19 protein-coding genes are annotated in these 18910 nt (G+C 48.3%); 10 read left to right on the top strand and 9 right to left on the bottom strand.

Annotated features, from left to right (window positions below):
* Nucleotide 1: 1 nt before the first annotated feature.
* Nucleotides 2-859, bottom strand: coding sequence for a ParB/RepB/Spo0J family partition protein (locus tag RDU59_01390; GenBank protein MDQ7837135.1), 858 nt, complete (start codon nt 857-859; stop codon nt 2-4).
* A complete protein-coding gene (locus RDU59_01385) occupies nt 856-1632 on the bottom strand; it encodes an AAA family ATPase (protein ID MDQ7837134.1) in 777 nt (258 codons plus the stop codon). The genes RDU59_01390 and RDU59_01385 overlap by 4 nt, the downstream gene beginning before the upstream one ends.
* Before the next feature lie 428 nt (nt 1633-2060).
* Here RDU59_01385 and RDU59_01380 point away from each other — a divergent pair, with 428 nt between their 5' ends.
* Nucleotides 2061-2507, top strand: coding sequence for a helix-turn-helix domain-containing protein (locus RDU59_01380; protein MDQ7837133.1), 447 nt, complete (start codon nt 2061-2063; stop codon nt 2505-2507).
* Entirely contained in the window at nt 2504-3982 is a 1479-nt protein-coding gene (locus RDU59_01375) for an AAA family ATPase (protein ID MDQ7837132.1), read from the top strand. Before RDU59_01380 ends, RDU59_01375 begins: the two co-directional genes overlap by 4 nt.
* Before the next feature lie 253 nt (nt 3983-4235).
* On the opposite strand, the gene recO is transcribed toward RDU59_01375, so the two are convergent.
* The 5 genes from recO to RDU59_01350 form a co-directional block, all read right to left on the bottom strand.
* Nucleotides 4236-5009, bottom strand: coding sequence for a DNA repair protein RecO (gene recO / locus RDU59_01370; protein ID MDQ7837131.1), 774 nt, complete (start codon nt 5007-5009; stop codon nt 4236-4238).
* 67 nt (nt 5010-5076) lie between these two features.
* On the bottom strand, nt 5077-5913 hold the full coding sequence (locus RDU59_01365) for a DUF4115 domain-containing protein (GenBank protein MDQ7837130.1): 837 nt from the start codon (nt 5911-5913) through the stop codon (nt 5077-5079).
* Nucleotides 5914-6014: 101 nt separating this feature from the next.
* Nucleotides 6015-6986, bottom strand: a complete 972-nt coding sequence (locus RDU59_01360; GenBank protein ID MDQ7837129.1) for a SurA N-terminal domain-containing protein — start codon at nt 6984-6986, stop codon at nt 6015-6017.
* A 239-nt stretch (nt 6987-7225) separates the two neighbouring features.
* Nucleotides 7226-10723, bottom strand: coding sequence for a transcription-repair coupling factor (gene mfd / locus RDU59_01355; protein ID MDQ7837128.1), 3498 nt, complete (start codon nt 10721-10723; stop codon nt 7226-7228).
* A gap of 12 nt (nt 10724-10735) precedes the next feature.
* Complete coding sequence (locus RDU59_01350) at nt 10736-11014, bottom strand: hypothetical protein (protein MDQ7837127.1); 279 nt, start codon at nt 11012-11014, stop codon at nt 10736-10738.
* Here RDU59_01350 and RDU59_01345 point away from each other — a divergent pair.
* The 3 genes from RDU59_01345 (at nt 11001) to RDU59_01335 (ending at nt 12257) form a co-directional block, all read left to right on the top strand.
* Nucleotides 11001-11597 (top strand): hypothetical protein, encoded by a 597-nt coding sequence (locus RDU59_01345; protein MDQ7837126.1) that lies wholly within the window; start codon nt 11001-11003, stop codon nt 11595-11597. The genes RDU59_01350 and RDU59_01345 overlap by 14 nt on opposite strands.
* A gap of 94 nt (nt 11598-11691) precedes the next feature.
* Nucleotides 11692-11934 carry a ribbon-helix-helix domain-containing protein gene (locus RDU59_01340; protein ID MDQ7837125.1) on the top strand — a complete coding sequence of 81 codons (243 nt, stop codon included), beginning with the start codon at nt 11692-11694 and terminating at the stop codon, nt 11932-11934.
* Entirely contained in the window at nt 11919-12257 is a 339-nt protein-coding gene (locus tag RDU59_01335; GenBank protein MDQ7837124.1) for a type II toxin-antitoxin system PemK/MazF family toxin, read from the top strand. The genes RDU59_01340 and RDU59_01335 overlap by 16 nt, the downstream gene beginning before the upstream one ends.
* Nucleotides 12258-12345: 88 nt before the next feature.
* Here RDU59_01335 and RDU59_01330 read toward each other — a convergent pair whose 3' ends face one another.
* Nucleotides 12346-12573, bottom strand: a complete 228-nt coding sequence (locus RDU59_01330; protein MDQ7837123.1) for a hypothetical protein — start codon at nt 12571-12573, stop codon at nt 12346-12348.
* Between the two features lie 70 nt (nt 12574-12643).
* Between RDU59_01330 and RDU59_01325 the strand changes: the two genes are divergently transcribed.
* The 5 genes from RDU59_01325 (at nt 12644) to moaA (ending at nt 18393) form a co-directional block, all read left to right on the top strand.
* The gene (locus RDU59_01325; protein MDQ7837122.1) at nt 12644-13084 is read left to right on the top strand and encodes a hypothetical protein; all 441 of its coding nucleotides are present in this window, start codon (nt 12644-12646) and stop codon (nt 13082-13084) included.
* A gap of 37 nt (nt 13085-13121) precedes the next feature.
* Nucleotides 13122-14798, top strand: a complete 1677-nt coding sequence (gene hflX / locus RDU59_01320) for a GTPase HflX (protein MDQ7837121.1) — start codon at nt 13122-13124, stop codon at nt 14796-14798.
* A gap of 115 nt (nt 14799-14913) precedes the next feature.
* Nucleotides 14914-15546: an OmpA family protein gene (locus tag RDU59_01315; GenBank protein ID MDQ7837120.1), complete on the top strand. Its 633-nt coding sequence runs from the start codon at nt 14914-14916 to the stop codon at nt 15544-15546.
* A 67-nt stretch (nt 15547-15613) separates the two neighbouring features.
* A complete protein-coding gene (locus tag RDU59_01310) occupies nt 15614-17404 on the top strand; it encodes a response regulator (GenBank protein ID MDQ7837119.1) in 1791 nt (596 codons plus the stop codon).
* 5 nt (nt 17405-17409) lie between these two features.
* Nucleotides 17410-18393: a GTP 3',8-cyclase MoaA gene (moaA, locus tag RDU59_01305; protein MDQ7837118.1), complete on the top strand. Its 984-nt coding sequence runs from the start codon at nt 17410-17412 to the stop codon at nt 18391-18393.
* A 5-nt stretch (nt 18394-18398) separates the two neighbouring features.
* Here the strand turns inward: moaA and RDU59_01300 are convergent, their stop codons facing one another.
* Nucleotides 18399-18665 carry a hypothetical protein gene (locus tag RDU59_01300; GenBank protein MDQ7837117.1) on the bottom strand — a complete coding sequence of 89 codons (267 nt, stop codon included), beginning with the start codon at nt 18663-18665 and terminating at the stop codon, nt 18399-18401.
* Nucleotides 18666-18910 lie beyond the last annotated feature (245 nt).

Below are 18910 nucleotides of genomic sequence, written 5' to 3'. Positions count from 1 at the left end.
GTCAGACACCCTGTTCCAGGCCAGAGATATAATCGACAATACGCGCCAGATCCTCTTCTGAATAAAAATCGATCTCGATTTTTCCCCGTTTACCACGCCTCGAAATACGAACCCTGGTTCCCAGATGGCGCATTATCTCCTCGGCCAGCGAAAGGGTATGACTATCTGGTTGTCTTTTGCCCGTTGGCCGGTGCGGTTTTTTCAATCTTCGCACCAGAGCCTCGGTTTCCCGCACGGAAAGGCCCTTCTTTATGATCGTATCTCTGACCATCCGCTGGCCTTCCGGGTCCTCAATCCCAGCCAGCACCCGAGCATGTCCCATACTGAGGGCCTCCGCCCACATATTTTCCTTTATGTAATCCGGCAGTTTGAGCAAACGGAGAAAATTGGCCACGGTGGAGCGCTCTTTTCCTACACGAGAGGCCAACTCTTCCTGCGTCAGGCCAAACTCCTGCGTGAGTCGGTTATAGGCCTCGGCCTCCTCCAGGGGATTCAAATCCTCGCGTTGGATATTTTCAATCAGGGCCAGCTCTAAGACCTCCGCAGGAGAGACATCCTTGACGATGATTGGTATGCTCTTCAAGCCTGCTTTCTGGGCGGCGTGCCACCTTCGTTCTCCGGCGATAAGTTCGTAGCCTGAATCGACACGCCGCACGATTATGGGCTGAATAACGCCTTTTTCTTTTATCGAAGCGGCCAGCTCTTCTATTCGATCGTTCTTTATCACCCTGCGCGGCTGGTAAGGATTGGGTCTTACCTCTTCAATGGCACAGGAAAAAATCGCCGGCTCTTTTTCCTCTTGCGTCCCCTTGGGCAGCAACGCCTCCAGACCTTTTCCTAAGCCGGTTTTTTTAATCATATAACCTTCCTTTCCTCTCTGGCCAGAAACTCCCGGGCCAAGGCCAGATAGGACTGCGTTCCCTTTGAATATTTATCATACAGCAGCACAGGCTTGCCGTGACTGGGGGCCTCGCTGAGACGGACGTTTCGAGGAATAATAGTATCGAAAACCTTTGCCTGGAAGTGCTTGTGTACTTCGCTAACCACCTGGTGGGAAAGATTGTTCCGGGCATCAAACATGGTAAGAACCAGTCCGGCAACCACAAGTCTGGGGTTTAGAGACTGCTTGATAAGGCGTATGGTCTGTACGAGTTGGCTCAAGCCCTCCAAGGCATAATATTCACACTGTAGTGGTATCAGGACGGCATCCGCGGCCGTAAGGGCATTGACTGTAAGCAGGCCCAGGGATGGCGGACAATCTAAAAAAATATAGTCAAATCGGGATGTAACCGGCGCCAAGACCTTAGATAAAACTGTTTCACGTGAAACAGTTTGTACAAGCTCAATTTCTGCACCAACCAGGTCTATGCTGGCCGGTAGAATAGAAAGGTGGGGCACTTCTGTAGGCCGCACCACCTCATCAAACGAGACCTCATTAATAAGCAAGTCGTAGAGACTTTTTCCTATATTTTTCTTTTCGAGGCCCATCCCACCCGTGGCATTGCCCTGTGGATCGCAATCCACCAGAAGAATCTCACAGCCCGAGAAGGCCAGAGACGCGGCCAGGTTTACGGCCGTTGTGGTTTTACCAACACCGCCTTTTTGATTGGTCAGACAGATAATCTTTCCCATGATGCGGTGAAGTTACCACAAAACGTTTTTCTTGCAAAGGACATTTATGTCCCAGGATATTGGGTTGTTTCACGTGAAACAACCCAATCCGTGGGCGCTAATTATTTGATATTATTGCTTAAAATATAATCGGTCTAAGACAGGCTGCATGCTCGATATACTGCATGCCCTATGGTGAGCATCCACAAATTTTTTATCAAGGGGTATTAACAATTTTTGTAATCGCGTTGCCCCCACCCCCACCCCTTTTTATAACAACTTGAATATATTATAAAAAATTATCGACCCGGCAGGGTACAGTTTTTGCAACTGTCTGACATTAAAGAATTACGTATTAATTCCGATAACATAAAGCAGGGGTTTGTTGAGGTCTTGCTCGTGCTTATACAGATGCGCAGAAAACGTATATCTATTGAGGTAAGTTAGATATGGAGAAAATCTGTCTGGCCCGGAGGAGATGGGAAGGTAATAAGGTTGAGGAAAGAGACTTACAGCCGCCGGTAGCCTTGCCGGCTCCATCTGAACCGGGCATTACCATCGAACCCAATGAGGTAATTAATTCTTTAGTTAAGTCTTTGATCGCTATCGGCAACAAAGACTATGGCGAGTCCAGGGTCACAGTGAAGAAATTTGACCTGGAAGTTAGATATGAATCGCTTTCCCCTATCAAGGTTGCGGTGTATGTCACACCTGCCCAGCCGCAGACTGACAAACAATGGCTTACCGTAGAAGAGACGGCCCGGTCTCTCAAGGTAAGCATGGCTACGGTTTACAAGGAACTCTTAGCCGGAAAATTGGTCGGGATTAAGATAGGGCGGCAGTGGCGTGTGTTTAGGCCCGGATTGGACGGGGAAGCCTGGGAGGGATTAATATGACCTATTACAGATATTGGGGATTGAATCGGCCGCCGTTTGATAATGTGCCTGATCCGAAGATGTATTGGCCGCAGAATCCCGGTTTGGAAGACGCCATATCAGAGATTTTATTTGCCATTAAAGAGGGGAATGAGTGTCTGGCGGTAATAGTAGGGGATATTGGAACAGGAAAGACATTGGCCTTACGTATTCTCTTGAACGAATTAGGCCCGGATAAATACAGGATAGCCTTTCTTACTAATCCCACGCTGTCTTTCACACAGATAATGCGCGAGATCATCGGCCAGTTGGAAAATAAGAAGGTAGTTACGAAGTGGAAAGACCATTTACAGGAAGAAATTAATCAGATCCTTTATCGAACAGCCGACGAAGGTAAGCACGTAGTTATATTTATCGATGAAGCCAACGTCCTGAATCCGGCCAGCTTGCAGGGGCTGCGGCTTCTCACCAATATGCAGGATGACCGCCAGAATCTGGTGACTTTTGTACTTGCCGGCCAGAAAGAGTTGGCGCAAAAGCTGGAAAGACCGTCGATGGAAAATCTCTACCAGCGCATCGGGGTTTATTGTAAGGTAAGGGGGCTAGACTCCCCGGAACTAGTTGCGGGGTATATAGCTCATCGGTTGAACCAGGCGCGCCAGGGCGCGTCAGCGAATGGATGCACCAGAGAGATATTTACTGAACAGGCAGTCAGGGCTATATGGAAACATTCCCGTGGCGTGCCGCGGATGGTCAACAAGATATGTAAATTATGTCTTAAGGCCGGTGAGACCAATCAGCTTCAATTCATAGATGAAACCATGGTAGAAAACCTTGCCTATATGTTTAAAAAGGGCTTTTTTAAGAAAGACAAGGCGAACGCCAGGAAAGAACGGCCTACAGAGCCGGAGGCTCACGCCCCGGTATATCTACAAGAGGAGAGTGCTGACAACAAAAGGTCAGAAGGAGTAATACCTGAAACACAGGAGGAAGAAAACATACCTTCTCTGGAGCCGGGTGCTGTATATAAGGCCGCGACATTAAAAGACGATTCCTCATCATCGGAACCTTTAGCGGCTGAGTTTTCACGCCAAGGCGCATCTTCGACCCAGGCGAGCAGCGAGGAAAAGGAGCCTGTCACTGCAGAACACACCGCCACAGTAGAGACTGATGCAGAGAGGCCCGTCCAAACCGGGGAGCGCACCCCGGCGCAACTACGACCGGATGCTGAGGACGAAGGACAAACATGGCCAGAGATAGAAGATCTGATTAAACATATCCCTCCTGAAATTTTAAATCGGCTTTATGCTATGGAGGAGCGGCAGCTTTACCGCCTGGCCGGCCAACTAGCCGCCAGTCAACTACGTGAAAATGAGACCCTGAAGAATACCGCAGATCCCATCGTGCAGTGGGAAAAGATGCGGAGCGCGATAGTGATGTTACTTAAAAAATTTTCCAGACTTAATCAGGTCGGACAGGCCACCGAATATCGTTAGCTAGTTTCCATCCGGAAACCCAAAAATTCCGGATGAGCCGTCAGCACTCAGCTATCAGCGTTCAGCTTAACGGGCCGGATGAGGACGGATTGACAGCCCGCGCGAAGCGCGGCCTATCATGATGTTTATCTTATTTTTTTGCTGAGGGCCGACAGCTGATCGCTGAAAGCTTGAATCCGAAAACGATAGTTTTCGGATGAAAACCAACTAAAGAATAGTCTGAAGAACCTGTAAGTTAACCCCGGTAGCAGTCTTATCCATTACCGAATGCACTTTTGGGAACCGTAGATAAGAATCGATAGGATTTTATTTCTTTGCCCAGAAGGCTGTGTACAAAATTTTCCAGTATAGGAATACTTTCGGCCAATGGTTGAGCGCTAAAATGTAGTCGGGAAAGCTTGGCCAGAGACGTTTTTTGGGCTAACGAGAGGAGTTTTACAGTGCCTGGCGAAAGGCGATTTTTTAAGGGAAGATTAAAGGCGCAGTCAGAACAGACAATGCCCCCCTTTTCATAATTAAAACTATAAGAAACCTGTCCACCCTTCCATAGATTACAGTTAACACAAGCGATAAAATTAGGGGCATAACCAACTATGGTGAGGAGGCGCAGGTGAAAAATTACAGATAGAGAGGCTAAAGAGGCACCTTGATCGACCATGCGAAGGGCCCATAGTAAAAGATAGAAAAGTTCGGCATGGGGATCACGATCCCTTACCCATGCATCTACCAGTTCACAGAAATAAGCGGCATAAGCAAATCTTTCGGGCGCCTTTCGTATGGAAGGAAACGATTGCAGCAGGTCACATTGGTCGATTCTGGTTAGAGATGAACGCTGTTTTTCCCAGAGAATAGGCCGGACGAAGGAAAATAGATCCAACTGGTTGGCAAAGCGCCTGCGGCTCCTTTTAGCGCCCTTGGCAATGCTTGTTATTTTACCTAAAGAATATGTAAAGAAGGTAATAATCTTGTCAGATTCACCAAAGTCCTTATGGTTAAGTATGATGGCGGGTGTTTTGAGGAGAGGCATAGACTTTAATCCACAGATTACGCAGATTTTCTTGAATTATTGGTTAAATTCCTTGATTCGGGATAGATCACATTACCTTGGGGTTTGGCAGTGGCAGAGTAATATCCACTACCTGCCCGCTATCCCCAAGGGGCTTCATTTGCTCGCCATCCAGATAAAGATCCATGCCGCCGGCGTTGCCTATAATTAGCCTTATTTTGTTACCCATCGTCCAGGTGATGGTTTCACCTGCCTTAAAGGAGTACTCCTGCAGGTTCTGTTCGTCAATCACCGCCTGTACCCACGTATTTTCTTTAAAAACGGCCCGTAACTCATGTTGCTTTTCGTAGATGCTCCGGGGCGTGATATTTTGGAGTTGAGGCGCCTCCTGTGCTTTCGCTTGAGGAGCAGGAGGAATGTTTGTTTGTTCGGGAGGATATGTTTGGGCCTGGTCAAGAACACGATTGGTCTCGACCGGTCGTGGATGCGCCGGGGCGGAGCTTTTGGACAAGGGCGGTTGTTCTTTTTTGAGGGGTTCCTTTTTGCCGATATCAACCACGAGACTCAAGAGAAAGGCAACGATAATGATTGAGATAGATATCTTAAGGAGTTTTTTATGCCTGGAAAAGAACAGCCATATCTTTTTTTCGGGTTTTTGGGGAGGAGGGCTAGTTTCTTCTTGATGTTCGGATGATGTAGTCTGAGGCTGATAGCGGAGGAGGACGTCGTTAGGATCTAACCCAACATATTGAGCATAGCAACGGATAAAGCCCCGAACAAATACCTCTGCCGGAAGCCTTTCCGCTTGCCCATCTTCTATGTTTCTTAGAATGCCGATATTAATTCTGGTAGCATTGGCAACCTCTTCCAGGGTTATGTTTCTGAGTTCCCTCTCGCGTTTTAGATAATCGCCGATAGACTCCATGTGCCCCCCGGTTTTTGGTTTTTATATATAGATCGGCATATCTTTCCGATTAAAAAATAAGGGGCAGGAACCTTTATTTTTGGTTCCCGTACCGTTGGCGCTCAAAGTAAGACCTCTATATATGACCTGTCGCGAAGCTCTTTTATCCAGACCATAAAACGCTTGTTCACATCTTGCTCAAACAGCACTTGATATATTTCTTCCTTTGCCTCTTCAAATGTTTTTTCTTTTGATTCCTTAATATCTATAACTTTAAAGATTTGATAGCCGATAGGAGTTTCAACTACGGGACTGACCTCCCCGGTCTTAAGAGAGGTAATAACGTCCTTCATATATGGCGCCAGCTCATTTTTATCCAGATAGCCCAGATTGCCGCCCTCAGATGCGGTGGGATATCCGGAAAACTGCCTGGCCAGGCCTTCAAAATCAGCCCCATCCTTAGCCCGCTGGCGGATAGCTTCGGCCTTTTTAAGGATAGAGTGTTTTTCTTCCTCACTACAACTACCGGGTATGCTAAAGACAATATGCTGGACCCCATATTCTTGTTGGCCGGTATAACTGTATTGGTTATCCTTATAATACTCTCTGAGTTTGTCTTCAGTTATAACAATCTTGGCATTGACTGCCTGGCTGATCAATTTGAAGCGTTCTATTTGTTCCTTAAGTTTCTGGCGGTACTCTTCCATGGAGAGGCCGTCCTGTTCCAGGCGGGCCGTCAGTTGTTCCCTGGTTATCCCATGATCACGAATAATTTTTTCGACGGCCGCATCGACCTCTGCCTCAGACACAGACAATCCAAGCCTTTTTGCTTCCTGCTCAGCCAGCTTTCGCTCAATAAGGTGATTAAGCACCTCGGTTCGTATTTTCCCTTTTTCTTTTTCTATGGCGGCGGCTGAAGCCTCCTGCTGGAGTTGACTGATAACACGCTGTTCTTCTTTGCCTAAATCCGCCAGGGTTATGACGTCTTCATTGACGATGGCTACAATACGATCGACAATTTCGGCAGAACCTGTCGCAGGCATGATAAAGATAAACGCAAGGATAAGAAGAAAAAAGAAATTGAGTAGTTTCATGGTTAAAAGTTGATGAACTCGTAAAAAGTAAAATTTACCGCAGAGATCGCCGAGGACGCTGAGATAAGGATTGAAGTTATTCGTTATTCGAGTAACAAATAACTAATAACCAATAACGAAAAATAAGTTTTTCTCTGCGGACTCTGCGTGCTCAGCGGTGAAAAGATTTTTTAGGAATTGATCAAAGTTCACGTGAGAACATAAAATGTAATCTTTACTTGTAGTTGGACATTAGCACCTTACAAAAGGGCTTGCAAGACTTTTTTGACTTCCTCAAGTATCTGTACCCCTTCATCACCGGGTAGGGCCGCATAGAGTTTATTCTCAGGAGTAAAGCGGTACTTACCCTGGTTACGACGGATTAACGATAGAATTGTTTCCGGAGGAAGTCTGGTCTCATCGCTGAAGCTCAAGATAAAATGACCATTAGCGCTGTCCAGGCGGTGCACCCTGAGTTTCTTGAGATCCTGTTTGATTTCCATGATAGACATGAGGTCTTCGACCTCGGGGGGTATGGGGCCATAGCGGTCGGTTAGTTCATCCTTTATGTCTGAGAGCGCCGTAACCGTATCTGCCATAGTTAAGCGGCGGTAGGTAATGAGACGCTGATCCGGCTCCGGCAGATAGTTTTCCGGTATGTAGGCGGAGACCTTAAGATTAATTTCCGGCTCAAACTCTTCTTCAACCGGGGTACCCTTAAGTTCGTTTACGGTCTTTTCGAGGAGATCCAGATACAGGTCATAACCCACTACCGCAATATGTCCGGTCTGGCTGGTTCCAAGTATATTGCCGGCGCCTCTGATCTGGAGATCGCTCATGGCCAATTTAAAACTGGATCCCAATTCGCTGAGATCCAATAAGGCCTCGAGCCTTTTTTGGGCATCCCTGGTAAGGTGGGCCGGTGACGGGACCAACAGGTAGGCATAGGCCTGCTCTTTAGCGCGCCCCACACGGCCGCGGAGCTGGTAGATCTCGGCCAGACCAAGGCAATCAGCCCGGTTGATGATTATGGTATTAGCCGAGGGAATGTCCAGGCCGGACTCGATAATAGTAGTGCAGACCAATACGTCTATCTCCCGGCGTACAAATCTCACCATGATCTCTTCCAGCGCCCTGCTGGAAAGCTGTCCGTGGGCCACGGCTATGCGCACCTCCGGGACCAGCCTCCGCAAACGCTCGGCCACCACCTCAATGCCGGCCACCCGATTATGCACAAAGAAGACCTGACCGCCGCGTTGATATTCCCGGATGATGGCCTCCCGTATTACATTATCATCGAACTTGGTTACGTAAGTCTTAACCGGGATACGATCCTGGGGAGGTGTACTTATTACGCTAAGATCGCGCACACTGAGGAGGGACATCTGAAGGGTGCGGGGAATAGGTGTTGCCGTCAGGGTGAGGACATCTAAGGTCTTCTTCATTTTTTTCAGTTGTTCTTTATGACTGACGCCAAAACGGTGTTCTTCATCTATAATAAGTAGTCCCGGGTCGTGAAATTTAATATCTTTTTGCAACAGGCGGTGCGTGCCGATAACGATGTCTACCTTGCCCTCCGCCAGCCTGGACAGGATCTGTTTTTGCTCCTTGGCGGTGCGGAAGCGGCTGAGACAGGCCACAACTACCGGGAAGGGAGAAAGACGGCGGCTGAAGGTCTGGGAATGTTGTTCGGCAAGGACAGTTGTGGGTACCAGTATGGCCACCTGCCGGCCATCCATTACGGCCTTAAATGCCGCCCGCAAGGCTACCTCGGTCTTTCCATAACCTACGTCCCCGCATACCAATCGATCCATAGGCCGGGGTGAAGTCATATCTCCTATGGTATCTTCTATGGCGGCTATCTGGTCCGGGGTCTCTTCATGTTCAAAGGATAGCTCGAACTCCTTATAAAGACTATCGGGTGGTGAAAAGGCAAAGCCCTTTTCCACCTTCCGCCGGGCGTAGATATCCAGCAGCTCCAGGGCTACCTTCCAGATGGCTTCCTTGACCCGTTTCCGGGCGAGTTGCCAGGATTTACCGCCTAATTTGTTGATTTGCGGGTTATAACCTTCTACACCTATATATTTCTGCAACACATTGAGTCTATATACAGGCAGATAGAGTTTATCTCCATCCCGGTATTCCAATAACAGATAGTCGTTGGCGGTGTTATCTACCTCCAGCCGGACCAGATTACGATACATGCCAATGCCGTGGTCGCGATGAACGATCAGGTCGTCAGGCTTAAGCTCGCTAAAGTCTAAAATGGGGGAAAACTTTTTCTTTATGGCCGCAGCCGGTTTTTTTACCCTTTCACCGAACAGCTCGCTCTCAGTCATCAGAATAAGCCTGTAGGCGGGAAAGCGGAAGCCGCGCGAGATATCTCCGGTATGGATGCGCACCTTTTGATTCGATGATTCCAGGGCAAAATGGAAGGGTGTATCCAGGACCTCGGCCTGGATGTGGCAATCGGCCATAAGCCCCTTAACCTGTTCTGCAGTATGAATCGTGCGGCAGATGAGGTAAACAGATTCTCCTTCGTCCAGCCAGGCGGTTATCCTCCGGGGTAAGGCCGTGAAAAGGTCTTCCTGCTCATGACCAGGCTGTGATTCAGCCCTTATATCTTCATTGCCCAGCGTAGCCAGGCGCAATTTTTCGCCGGCGTCCGGTTCATCTTCTATGGGTAAGGATATGATGCGTACATGGGAGGCAGCCGGGATCAAATCTGCCCAGTCCTGGTCAATTTGATAAAGATCCTGCGGCTCCGGGCAAAAACGGGAGTCAGCACGGGCAGTTATATTAATTTCTTTGATCTTGTTCTGAAAACGGGCCTGTTCTTCTCCTATTCTTGCAGGATCTATACTCACCAGGAGACCCTCCTGCCTGCCGGCAGGCATGGCGGCCGGGAGGTAATCGTGCCAGGCGGAAAGTTCGGGATAGAATAAAGGCAGGAGGAATTCAGAGCCGGTGAAGTGAATGCGCTGTTCTATCTGGGCCTCGATTTCCTTTATCCCGTCGAGGGCAATATCCCGCTCCATAGCATATTGGCGGATATGTTTCAGGGCATAGGCGGCTTCTTGCTCTCCCAAAATAACCTCATGTACCGGAAGGAGTATGATCTCATTGATCTCGCGGAGAGACCTCTGGGTGAGGCGATCAAACTCACGGATGGATTCCACCCAATCTCCAAGACAGTCTATACGGACGGGATTGGTGTGCAGGGGGGGAAAAACGTCTATAATGCCACCCCGGATGCTGAAGTCTCCCACTTCCTGCACGAGCGAGGTAGCGGTATAGCCGCCGGCTATCAGCTTTTCTCTTAAGGTCTGACGGTCGATATCCTCATGGGTGACGATATAATCGACAAAGTCGGTCAGCGCCTTTTTGGGCAGCAACTTTTGTAATAGGGCCTCCACCGGAACCACGACGATAAAGTTGGGATCACCGGAGACCATGTGGTAAAGGGTCTCAATACGGCGGCTTACCGTGGTCTTGTGGGGGGATAGTTCGCTGAAAGGGAAGACTTCATACGGCGGGAAGACAAAGACCGGACGTTTACAGAAAAAGGCAAACTCCGTGGCATAGAGTTCTGCCTCCTTTAAGCCAAGGGTTACACATATGACAGGGCCGGAGAGTGTTTTTTCGATTTCGGCCAAGGCAAAGGCCAGGGATGAGCCTTTCAGCCCGGTAACATCTACAAGGCCTCCACGAGCAATGGATTTTTTCAGGTCGGTTAGGTAATGGGTATCGCTAATCACTCAACCGTTACTTTAATCAGCGGCATCGAAAAACGCAATACCTGGTCTTCTTTCAGCCAGCCCTTTGGGGATTTCCCCTTTTACCCCCAAAACCCCCCTTTTGTTCTTGACGCTACCCTCTTTTTTCTCTATGACTATGAAAAAAGACAGTTGATAGCTAAATATAATATTAGCCGTCATAATCATCGCATAGAGAATGTCGCATACCTCTACCAGATATATCAGCTTTGAGACACTGGAGATGCGTGGTCCCAGTGCTATCACGGTCGTTAAATTAATGATGGCCTGCAACGACATGTCGCTTGCGAATCAAGGGCTGACCGAATGGAAAAAAGAACAACCCAAGATGAAGAAGTCCCGGCAACTTGGTGCCGGAATGTATTTTGTCAGGACACAGCTCGCACATCTTCATGAGGGGCTCAAAGTAATTGAAGAAATTCGCGCTGATCCAACGCTGATGGCTCACGTTGCAGCATGTGATCAAGAAACGCAGCGGTCCTTTCAGAAGTTAGTGCCATTTCTTCCTGGAGAATCAAATCGCTTTGAATTTGAACAGCTAATTGGGCGAGTACGACACAATTTGACGTTCCACTACGATCAAAGTGGCAAACTCATCGAGAATGCGATCCGCGACAGGGCTGCACGCGCGGAAGCACGGCAGTCGTCAGTGACTAGGGGAAGCACCGCGCACTTATGGCACTTCAAGGTTGCTGATGACGTCGTTGATAGCATAGTTGTAAGGCAGATATGGAAGATTCCACGAAGTGCAGATTTGCGAGTGGAGGCTGACAAAATCGCAAACCGTGTCCACCAGATTTTCTTGTGGTTTGTTGATTTCTCGGGGGAGTTCATATGGCGGTACTGCAAAACATGACGGCTAACCACGCCATCAACGCGGACAGCAAAACGCCACAAAAGGACTTGAAAAACCTGGCGGTATGATATATTGTAATACCAGAGGTGAAAATATGGGCACTGCTAAGATTGCCATCACTATCGAAGAAGAAGTGCTTGGGAAGCTGGACAGGTTGGTTTCTTCCAAAGTCTTCCCCAACAGGAGCAAGGCAATACAGGAAGCCATCGAAGAAAAGCTCGCTCGTGTCAATAGGAGTCGTTTAGCAAGAGAGTGCGCCAAGCTCGATCCGGACCTTGAAAAGACTATCGCCGAGGAAGGGTTCTCGCGGGAAATCGAAAAATGGCCAGAATACTGAGGGGCGATATCTACTGGGCGAATCTGGATCCGATAAAAGGGCACGAACAATCCGGCCAGAGGCCGGTGCTTGTCCTCAGCCAGGATGTTTTCAATGATCGATCGGGCGTCGTAATTGCCGTTGCCCTCACAAGTCAACCGCCAAAAGCAGGATTTCCTCTTACCCTTCCACTCTCCGGTCGAGCTCTTCCAAAGCAATCGTGGGTAAAGATCAGCCAGATACGTACCCTATCGCAGGAACGTCTCGGAAAGCGAATTGCGAAAGTATCGCCGGAAGAAATTGATCTCGTCATCGAAGGTCTAAATGAAATTATCGGTGGCTAACCAGAGGCTTCCCGAAAAGAATTTCAAGCTTCTCAAAGACGACCCACAGCGCCCTTCATTACATTTGAAGAAAATCGGTCGCCTTTGGTCAGTCCGAATCGGCCGTTTCTATCGTGCCCTTGGGGTTGACGCTCCCGGTGGCATACTTTGCTTCTGGATTGGAAATCATCCAGATTATGAGAAACTTCTGGGCTAACATATCATTCGACCGGATTCCGTGGAACGGGGTTCGATTTTTGAGGTTGTTATGGGAATCAGTAAAGTAATCAATAAATATAAAATAAATGAGCAACCCAAGGATTTTTCCTTTTGGCAATCAAAATCTTATGAGCAGCGTCTCGAGGCCTTAGAGCAAATACGAAAGGAATACAATTCATGGAGATATAATGCTGAGCAAGGATTTCAAAGAATTTATACAATTGTTAAACGAAAATAATGTTAAATATCTGGTTGTTGGCGGGTATGCTGTAGCGCTTCACGGATACCCACGTTACACGAAAAACCTTGATGTTTGGGTTGAGCTATCGCTTGACAACGCGGGCAGGATTTTAAAAGCGCTCGAAAAGTTTGGTTTTGGTTCTCTCGATCTCAAGGCAGACGATTTTCTTGAGGGTGATCAAATAGTTCAGTTAGGTTATCCTCCTAATCGAATTGATATATTGACAACCTTAAAAGATTTGACGTTTGAGGATTGCTACAAATCAAGAGTTGAAATCGAAATTCAAGGTGTTCATATTAATTTCATTGATATTGATAGCTTAAAGAAAAACAAGCGGGCTACCGGTCGCTTACAGGACTTGGCCGATGTGGAAAACCTGGAAGAATAATTAAGAACATGTCCAACTGTCTTAAAGTCCATTCGACGTGACCTGTAGAAAAAAGGGGGCTGAATCTATTAGAAAGATATCCGGAAACGTAATTGGCCTTAAGGTTAACCAGGTAAAAAAACTGGAAAATATCTATCGTCGTAGGATCCCACCTAAAGACATAATTACCCCTGAACTAGCCAGATATATTACCGAGTTGTCGCGGGAGATCAATCGTCAGATAGGCATATTGGTGAAGCGGTCCGGCGATATAGAATATGTCATAGTCGGCGACCACCGGAGTATTACCATCCCGACTTTATCGGATTACCGTGCAGGGAGCAGCCGTTTACGGGGTCTGAGGTGCATTCACACCCATCTGGAGGATGAGCCCCTTACCCAAGATGATTTGACGGATTTGGCCATCCTTCGTCTGGATATCATGGCCGGCATAATTACCCGGCCGGATGGCCTTCCGGGATTGGTACATGCCGCCCACCTCCTGCCCAAGCCGGTAAGAGGAGAAAACATTTCTTTTCTAGAGCCCAGGATACCGGCACAGTTGGATATTGATTTTCAGGGCTTGATTCAGTCTCTTGAGGACGAAATTGCCCGTGAGCAGGCCGTACAAACAGTAGGCGGGAAAAAAGACCGCGCCTTCCTTATCGATGTCACTACCACCTCCCGTGAAGCGGCGGAGGAGTCTCTGGAGGAGCTGAGGGAGTTGGCACGAACCGCCGGGGTTGAGGTGCTTGATTCCATTATTCAGCGGCGAGATAAGATACACCCTAAGTACATAATGGGTAAGGGAAAACTCGGCGACTTACTGATAAAGACACTGCAGAGGGGCGCCAATCTGCTGATGTTTGATCATGAGTTAAATCCTTCCCAGATACGTTCCATTACCGACTTTACAGATATGCGGGTTATTGACCGCACCCAGCTTATCCTGGATATTTTTGCCCGGCGCGCCCGGAGCCGGGAAGGCAAGATACAGGTAGAAATGGCCCAGTTGAACTATCTTTTGCCGCGGCTGGTTACCAGAGACGATGCGCTTTCCAGGCTTACCGGAGGCATCGGCGGACGCGGCCCCGGTGAGACCAGGCTGGAGATAGATCGCCGCCGGGTGCGCGAGCGCATCGTGCGCCTTACCAAAGAACTCAAATCCATCAGCAAGCAGAGAGAGCTAAGACGCGAAGGCCGTAAGCGGAAAGATATACCAATAATATCCATTGTTGGTTACACCAATGCCGGAAAATCTACGCTGCTGAATGCCCTTACCAAAAGTCAATTTCTGGCCGAGGACCGTCTGTTTGCCACCCTTGACCCGGCCAGCCGGAGGATTCGCTTCCCCCGGGAGGCCGAGGCTATAATAACCGATACGGTAGGCTTTATTCGTGATCTGCCCCAGGCCTTATTCGAGGCCTTCCGGGCCACACTGGAAGAACTTCAGCATGCCGATATTATTATTCATCTCATAGACATAAGTAATAAAAACTTTCGGGAACATATAGAGGCAGTTGAACATATTCTGGAGACCCTGGAACTGCATCACATCCCTGCTATTAAAGTCTTCAATAAAATAGACCGGGTATCGCCGGAGTATGTCGCTGCCCAAAGCCGGGCCTATAATGCCCTGGCCATTTCGGCCATGAACCCTGACACCCTGTCGCCATTTATTGAAACCATTCAGGGCATGGTGGAAAAGGCTCATACTCAGGTAAAAGAGATATGATCGTTTATTTTGGGATTGCTATTACGTCTTGATTTGCTAAAATGAAAAAAAGACAATCACAGAGCTCAGTGGTTAATCTTTTAGCAACAAGCAGCGTTTCAGGAGGAATAAAAAAATGAAGCCACTGAAAACTGTTTTTGTCCTTGGTCTTGTCTCCTGTATTGTATCCTGCGCTACAGCCCCGGAATGGACTAAGACCAAGACCGCCCAAGGGGCGGCGATTGGGGTTGGCGTAGGGGCAGTAACCGGCGCCATCGTCGGCAAGGGTAAGGGCGCGGTAGTAGGTGGCGTTATTGGTGGGTTGGCTGGGACAGGCATCGGTTACTATCTTGACCAGCAGGCTAAAGAGTTTGAGCAGGTACCCGGTGTCCAGGTAGATAGGAAAGAGGACCGTTTGTTGGTGACCATGCAGAACAATATCCTTTTCCAGACAGATTCGGCAGAATTGAGTAAGGATTCTGCGGTGACACTGGGAAAGACGGCCGATATTCTAAAGAGATATCCGGAGAGCCGCATAATCGTTAAAGGCTACACAGATGATGTCGGCCGTGAAGAATACAATTTTAAGCTCTCGGAGCGCCGGGCTTTAATGGTTAGAAATTTTCTAGTAGGAGCGGGGGTCGGGCCAGAGCGTGTAACCGGCGTTGGTTACGGAGAGTCATTCCCTGTAGCGGATAACCGTACGGCCGCCGGCCGACAGAAGAACCGTCGCGTAGAGATGGAGATTATACCCCAGCAGGGGAGCTGAGACTAATAATAAAAGCAGGAAGTTCCAGGGGCAATATCTATTTTGGACACTGATATGAGCGAAAATTATGCCTACGGTTGAGAAAATACTGATTGTAGATGACGATGCAGTGGTCAGGGGTTTTATAAATGATGCCCTGACAGGCAGCGGTTATGAGTGTCTTGAGGCCTCGATGGCCCGGGAGGTTGTTGCTCTAATGGCTGAGCACCGGATTTCGCTCATATTATTAGACATTAAGCTTCCTGATCAGGACGGATTGAGCCTCTTGCCACAGATAATGGAACGAGATGAAGATATCTGTGCAGTTATGATGACCGGTGTAGTGGATATTCGAACCGCAGTCTCTGCCATCCGGAGCGGGGCCTTTGATTACATTATCAAGCCGTTCACAGTGGACGAGCTGCATGTTGTGGTAGCGAGGGCCCTTAATAAGAGACGTTTAGAGATTGAAAATAAAGAGTACCAGCGAAGCATAGAAGAAAAGAACCTTAGGCTGGAGATATTGCATGACCTCTCCGTAAAGGTGGCTTATTACCTTTTAAGCACAGTCGAACTGGAAGACATCTTCAGGACCATACTGGTTGGTATCACTGCAGGCGTGGGATTAGGGTTTAACCGTGCCTTTTTGGCATTATTTGATGATGATGGCGGCGTGTTGCGGGGGAAAATGGCCGTTGGGCCGGACAGCCCGGAAGAGGCCGGAAGGATATGGTCGGCATTGCAGGAGACGAAATATACACTGGCCGAGGCACTTGAGAAATGCGGTCGGGCCTGTCAGCCTCAGGACGCAAGGGTTAACCGGATTGTCCGCGGGATAATGGTGCCCGGCACGGACACGGATCATGTTTTTATACGGGCGGCACAGGAACGGCGTGCATTTCATGTGCTGGGGAGACGTATTGACGGCCGGCCGGTGAGAGACGATATTGTAAATCTCTTTGGTGTTGACGAGTTTGCGGTTGTTCCACTCTGTTCCCCGTATCGGGTACAGGGCATTATTATTGCCGATAACTTTATCACCGGCAAGCCGATCAAGGAAGAGGATATTGCCGCCATTGAACTCTTTGCCAACCAGGCCAGTATGGCCATAGAAAAGAGCAGACTTTACTCGGAATTGGCTGGCAAACTGGCTATGCTGGAGACTGCTAATAAGGACTTACAGGAAAGCCGGGATATGTTGATCCGGGCCGAGCGGCTTTCGGCCATAGGCGAGATGGCTGCCCAGATAGCCCATGAGATGAGGAATCCGTTGGCCTCGATCGGAGGCCTGGCCCGGTTTATACAGAGGCATACGAAGGAGGATAAGCACCAAAAACATCTGGATAGTATCGTGAAAGAGACGGAGAAAATGGAAGAGATTCTGGCCCAGGTATTTAAATTCATTCAATCTCCGCAATTGACGCTGAGCCGGCAAAATTTGAACGATATAGTGTCTTCTTCCCTTGGCGCCCTCAGCCCTTCGTTTGAGAAATTTCACATCGAGGTGGAAACAGCTTTTGCCCCGGATATGCCTGATTCAGAGCTTGATGGTAATCAGATGAGACAGGCTATTATTAATATATGCAAAAATTCTGTCGAGGCTATGCCTTCAGGTGGCAGGCTCAGGGTCAACACCCGAGTTATCCCCCAGAATATAGAGGTTGAGATTAGTGATACTGGAACGGGCATGCACGGAGAGATGCTGGATAGGGCCCGACAACCCTTTTTTACAACCAAAACTTACGGCGTTGGTCTGGGATTGAATATAGCGGAACAGATTGTCAGGGCGCACAAAGGCAAAATGGATATTTCCAGCGGGTTAGATGCCGGGGTACGTGTTTATATCACCTTGCCGCGCAGCGCAGAGGACAGGTCTTGACAGAGATGCTCGTCGATAATTATAACCGGACCATTACCTACCTTCGCTTATCGGTTACAGATCATTGCAACCTGCGTTGTCAATACTGCATGCCCCCCGGTGGTGTCCGGAAGATTGCCCGTGAAGAGATATTGCGCTATGAGGAATTTTTACGCCTGGTGCGGGTTTTAATCCCATTGGGCATAAAGAAGGTTCGGCTGACGGGAGGAGAACCCTTGGTTCGCCGCGGCATTACCGAATTTATCCGGTCACTCAGGCGCATCGATGGGCTCCGGGCAGTCTGTCTCACTACGAACGGTACCCTTCTGGGGGAAAAAATTGATGAACTGTATGCGGCCGGTATTAATAGGATAAACATAAGCCTGGACACCTTAGACGCGCAGAAATATCATGTGATAACCACCCGCCCTTTCTGGCATAAGGTCTGGGAAGCTATTGAAAAGGCCCTGTCATTCGGTGATGTCGAGGTTAAGCTTAATGTGGTAGTTATGAAGGGCATAAACGATGACGAAATAGAGGCCTTTGCCCGTCTGGCCTATAAATATCCCTTGCAGGTGCGGTTCATAGAGTTTATGCCGGTTGGCTGTGGAAGCCGATGGAGTGGTGATGTCTATATGCCCGGGGCTGAGTGCATGGAGCGGGTAAGGAAAGTGGGGGACCTGTTGCCTCTGAGGCATAAAGAGGATGCAGGGCCGGCCGTAGTTTACACGTTTGCCGGGGCGGCAGGTGAAATAGGCTTTATAAACTCTATTAGTCAGAGTTTTTGTGCTTTCTGTAACAGGATGCGTATCACACCGGATGGACAACTGAGGATGTGCCTTTTTTCAGATGACGAACTGGATGTAAAAAAATATCTACGCTCTGGCATGCAGGATGCAGAATTGGCAGGATTAATACTAAAAGCGGTTAAACAAAAACCCCTTGAGCATGCGGGATATGGCCGGTTAATACATCAGTGCCGCCGTCAGATGTCGCAAATTGGGGGCTGAGGCCCTCAGGCAATATCCTCGATCTTACGAATGCCTTCCCCCCAGTTTTCTACCTTGAATTCTTTATATGGGATAACGATCTTATCTTTTTCTTCAATGAATATCATTTGCTTCTTATAGTCAAGCAGGAGGGATATCTTAAATATCAAGTTGTCGCCTTCTATGCCCTCCAGAGAGACCTTCTCCTCAAGATATGAGTATTCCTTATTTATAATAATTTCTTTAACCCGATCCTTAGTAAGTTTTTCTTTTTCTTCCAAAAATCCAGGCATAGCGTCCTCCCGCTAATGGAGTATGTGCCCATTTGTTAATGGTTACCACAGTTGCGCAAGCAAAGTCAATCAGTTATACTGCCGCCTAGATTAGGTATAAGCGTGCTTTTCTGATTCACCTTGACAAGTCGGCCTCACTCGGTAATATAAGGATTCTAACTTTAACAGAGCCTCTTGCAAAATTGTCTGTCATCCCCGAATGATTCTATCAGGGATATTGTTTTTACTTGAATAAAACCAGATTC

The organism is Thermodesulfobacteriota bacterium, assembly GCA_031082315.1.
Taxonomy (GTDB): domain Bacteria; phylum Desulfobacterota; class QYQD01; order QYQD01; family QYQD01; genus QYQD01.
Note: the sequence above shows the minus strand (reverse complement) of the source record. Positions and strands in the feature narration are given on the sequence as shown.

Bases quoted from the DNA above. Each gene is read 5' to 3' on its own strand.
- RDU59_01390 (MDQ7837135.1), bottom strand. From the start codon at position 859: ATGATTAAAAAAACCGGCTTAGGAAAAGGTCTGGAGGCGTTGCTGCCC.
- RDU59_01375 (MDQ7837132.1), top strand. From the start codon at position 2,504: ATGACCTATTACAGATATTGGGGATTGAATCGGCCGCCGTTTGATAAT.
- recO (MDQ7837131.1), bottom strand. From the start codon at position 5,009: ATGCCTCTCCTCAAAACACCCGCCATCATACTTAACCATAAGGACTTT.
- RDU59_01300 (MDQ7837117.1), bottom strand. From the start codon at position 18,665: ATGCCTGGATTTTTGGAAGAAAAAGAAAAACTTACTAAGGATCGGGTT.
- RDU59_01315 (MDQ7837120.1), top strand. From the start codon at position 14,914: ATGAAGCCACTGAAAACTGTTTTTGTCCTTGGTCTTGTCTCCTGTATT.
- RDU59_01360 (MDQ7837129.1), bottom strand. From the start codon at position 6,986: ATGAAACTACTCAATTTCTTTTTTCTTCTTATCCTTGCGTTTATCTTT.
- RDU59_01340 (MDQ7837125.1), top strand. From the start codon at position 11,692: ATGGGCACTGCTAAGATTGCCATCACTATCGAAGAAGAAGTGCTTGGG.
- RDU59_01385 (MDQ7837134.1), bottom strand. From the start codon at position 1,632: ATGGGAAAGATTATCTGTCTGACCAATCAAAAAGGCGGTGTTGGTAAA.
- RDU59_01345 (MDQ7837126.1), top strand. From the start codon at position 11,001: ATGATGGCCTGCAACGACATGTCGCTTGCGAATCAAGGGCTGACCGAA.
- RDU59_01310 (MDQ7837119.1), top strand. From the start codon at position 15,614: ATGCCTACGGTTGAGAAAATACTGATTGTAGATGACGATGCAGTGGTC.
- RDU59_01380 (MDQ7837133.1), top strand. From the start codon at position 2,061: ATGGAGAAAATCTGTCTGGCCCGGAGGAGATGGGAAGGTAATAAGGTT.
- RDU59_01335 (MDQ7837124.1), top strand. From the start codon at position 11,919: ATGGCCAGAATACTGAGGGGCGATATCTACTGGGCGAATCTGGATCCG.
- RDU59_01365 (MDQ7837130.1), bottom strand. From the start codon at position 5,913: ATGGAGTCTATCGGCGATTATCTAAAACGCGAGAGGGAACTCAGAAAC.
- RDU59_01325 (MDQ7837122.1), top strand. From the start codon at position 12,644: ATGCTGAGCAAGGATTTCAAAGAATTTATACAATTGTTAAACGAAAAT.
- moaA (MDQ7837118.1), top strand. From the start codon at position 17,410: ATGCTCGTCGATAATTATAACCGGACCATTACCTACCTTCGCTTATCG.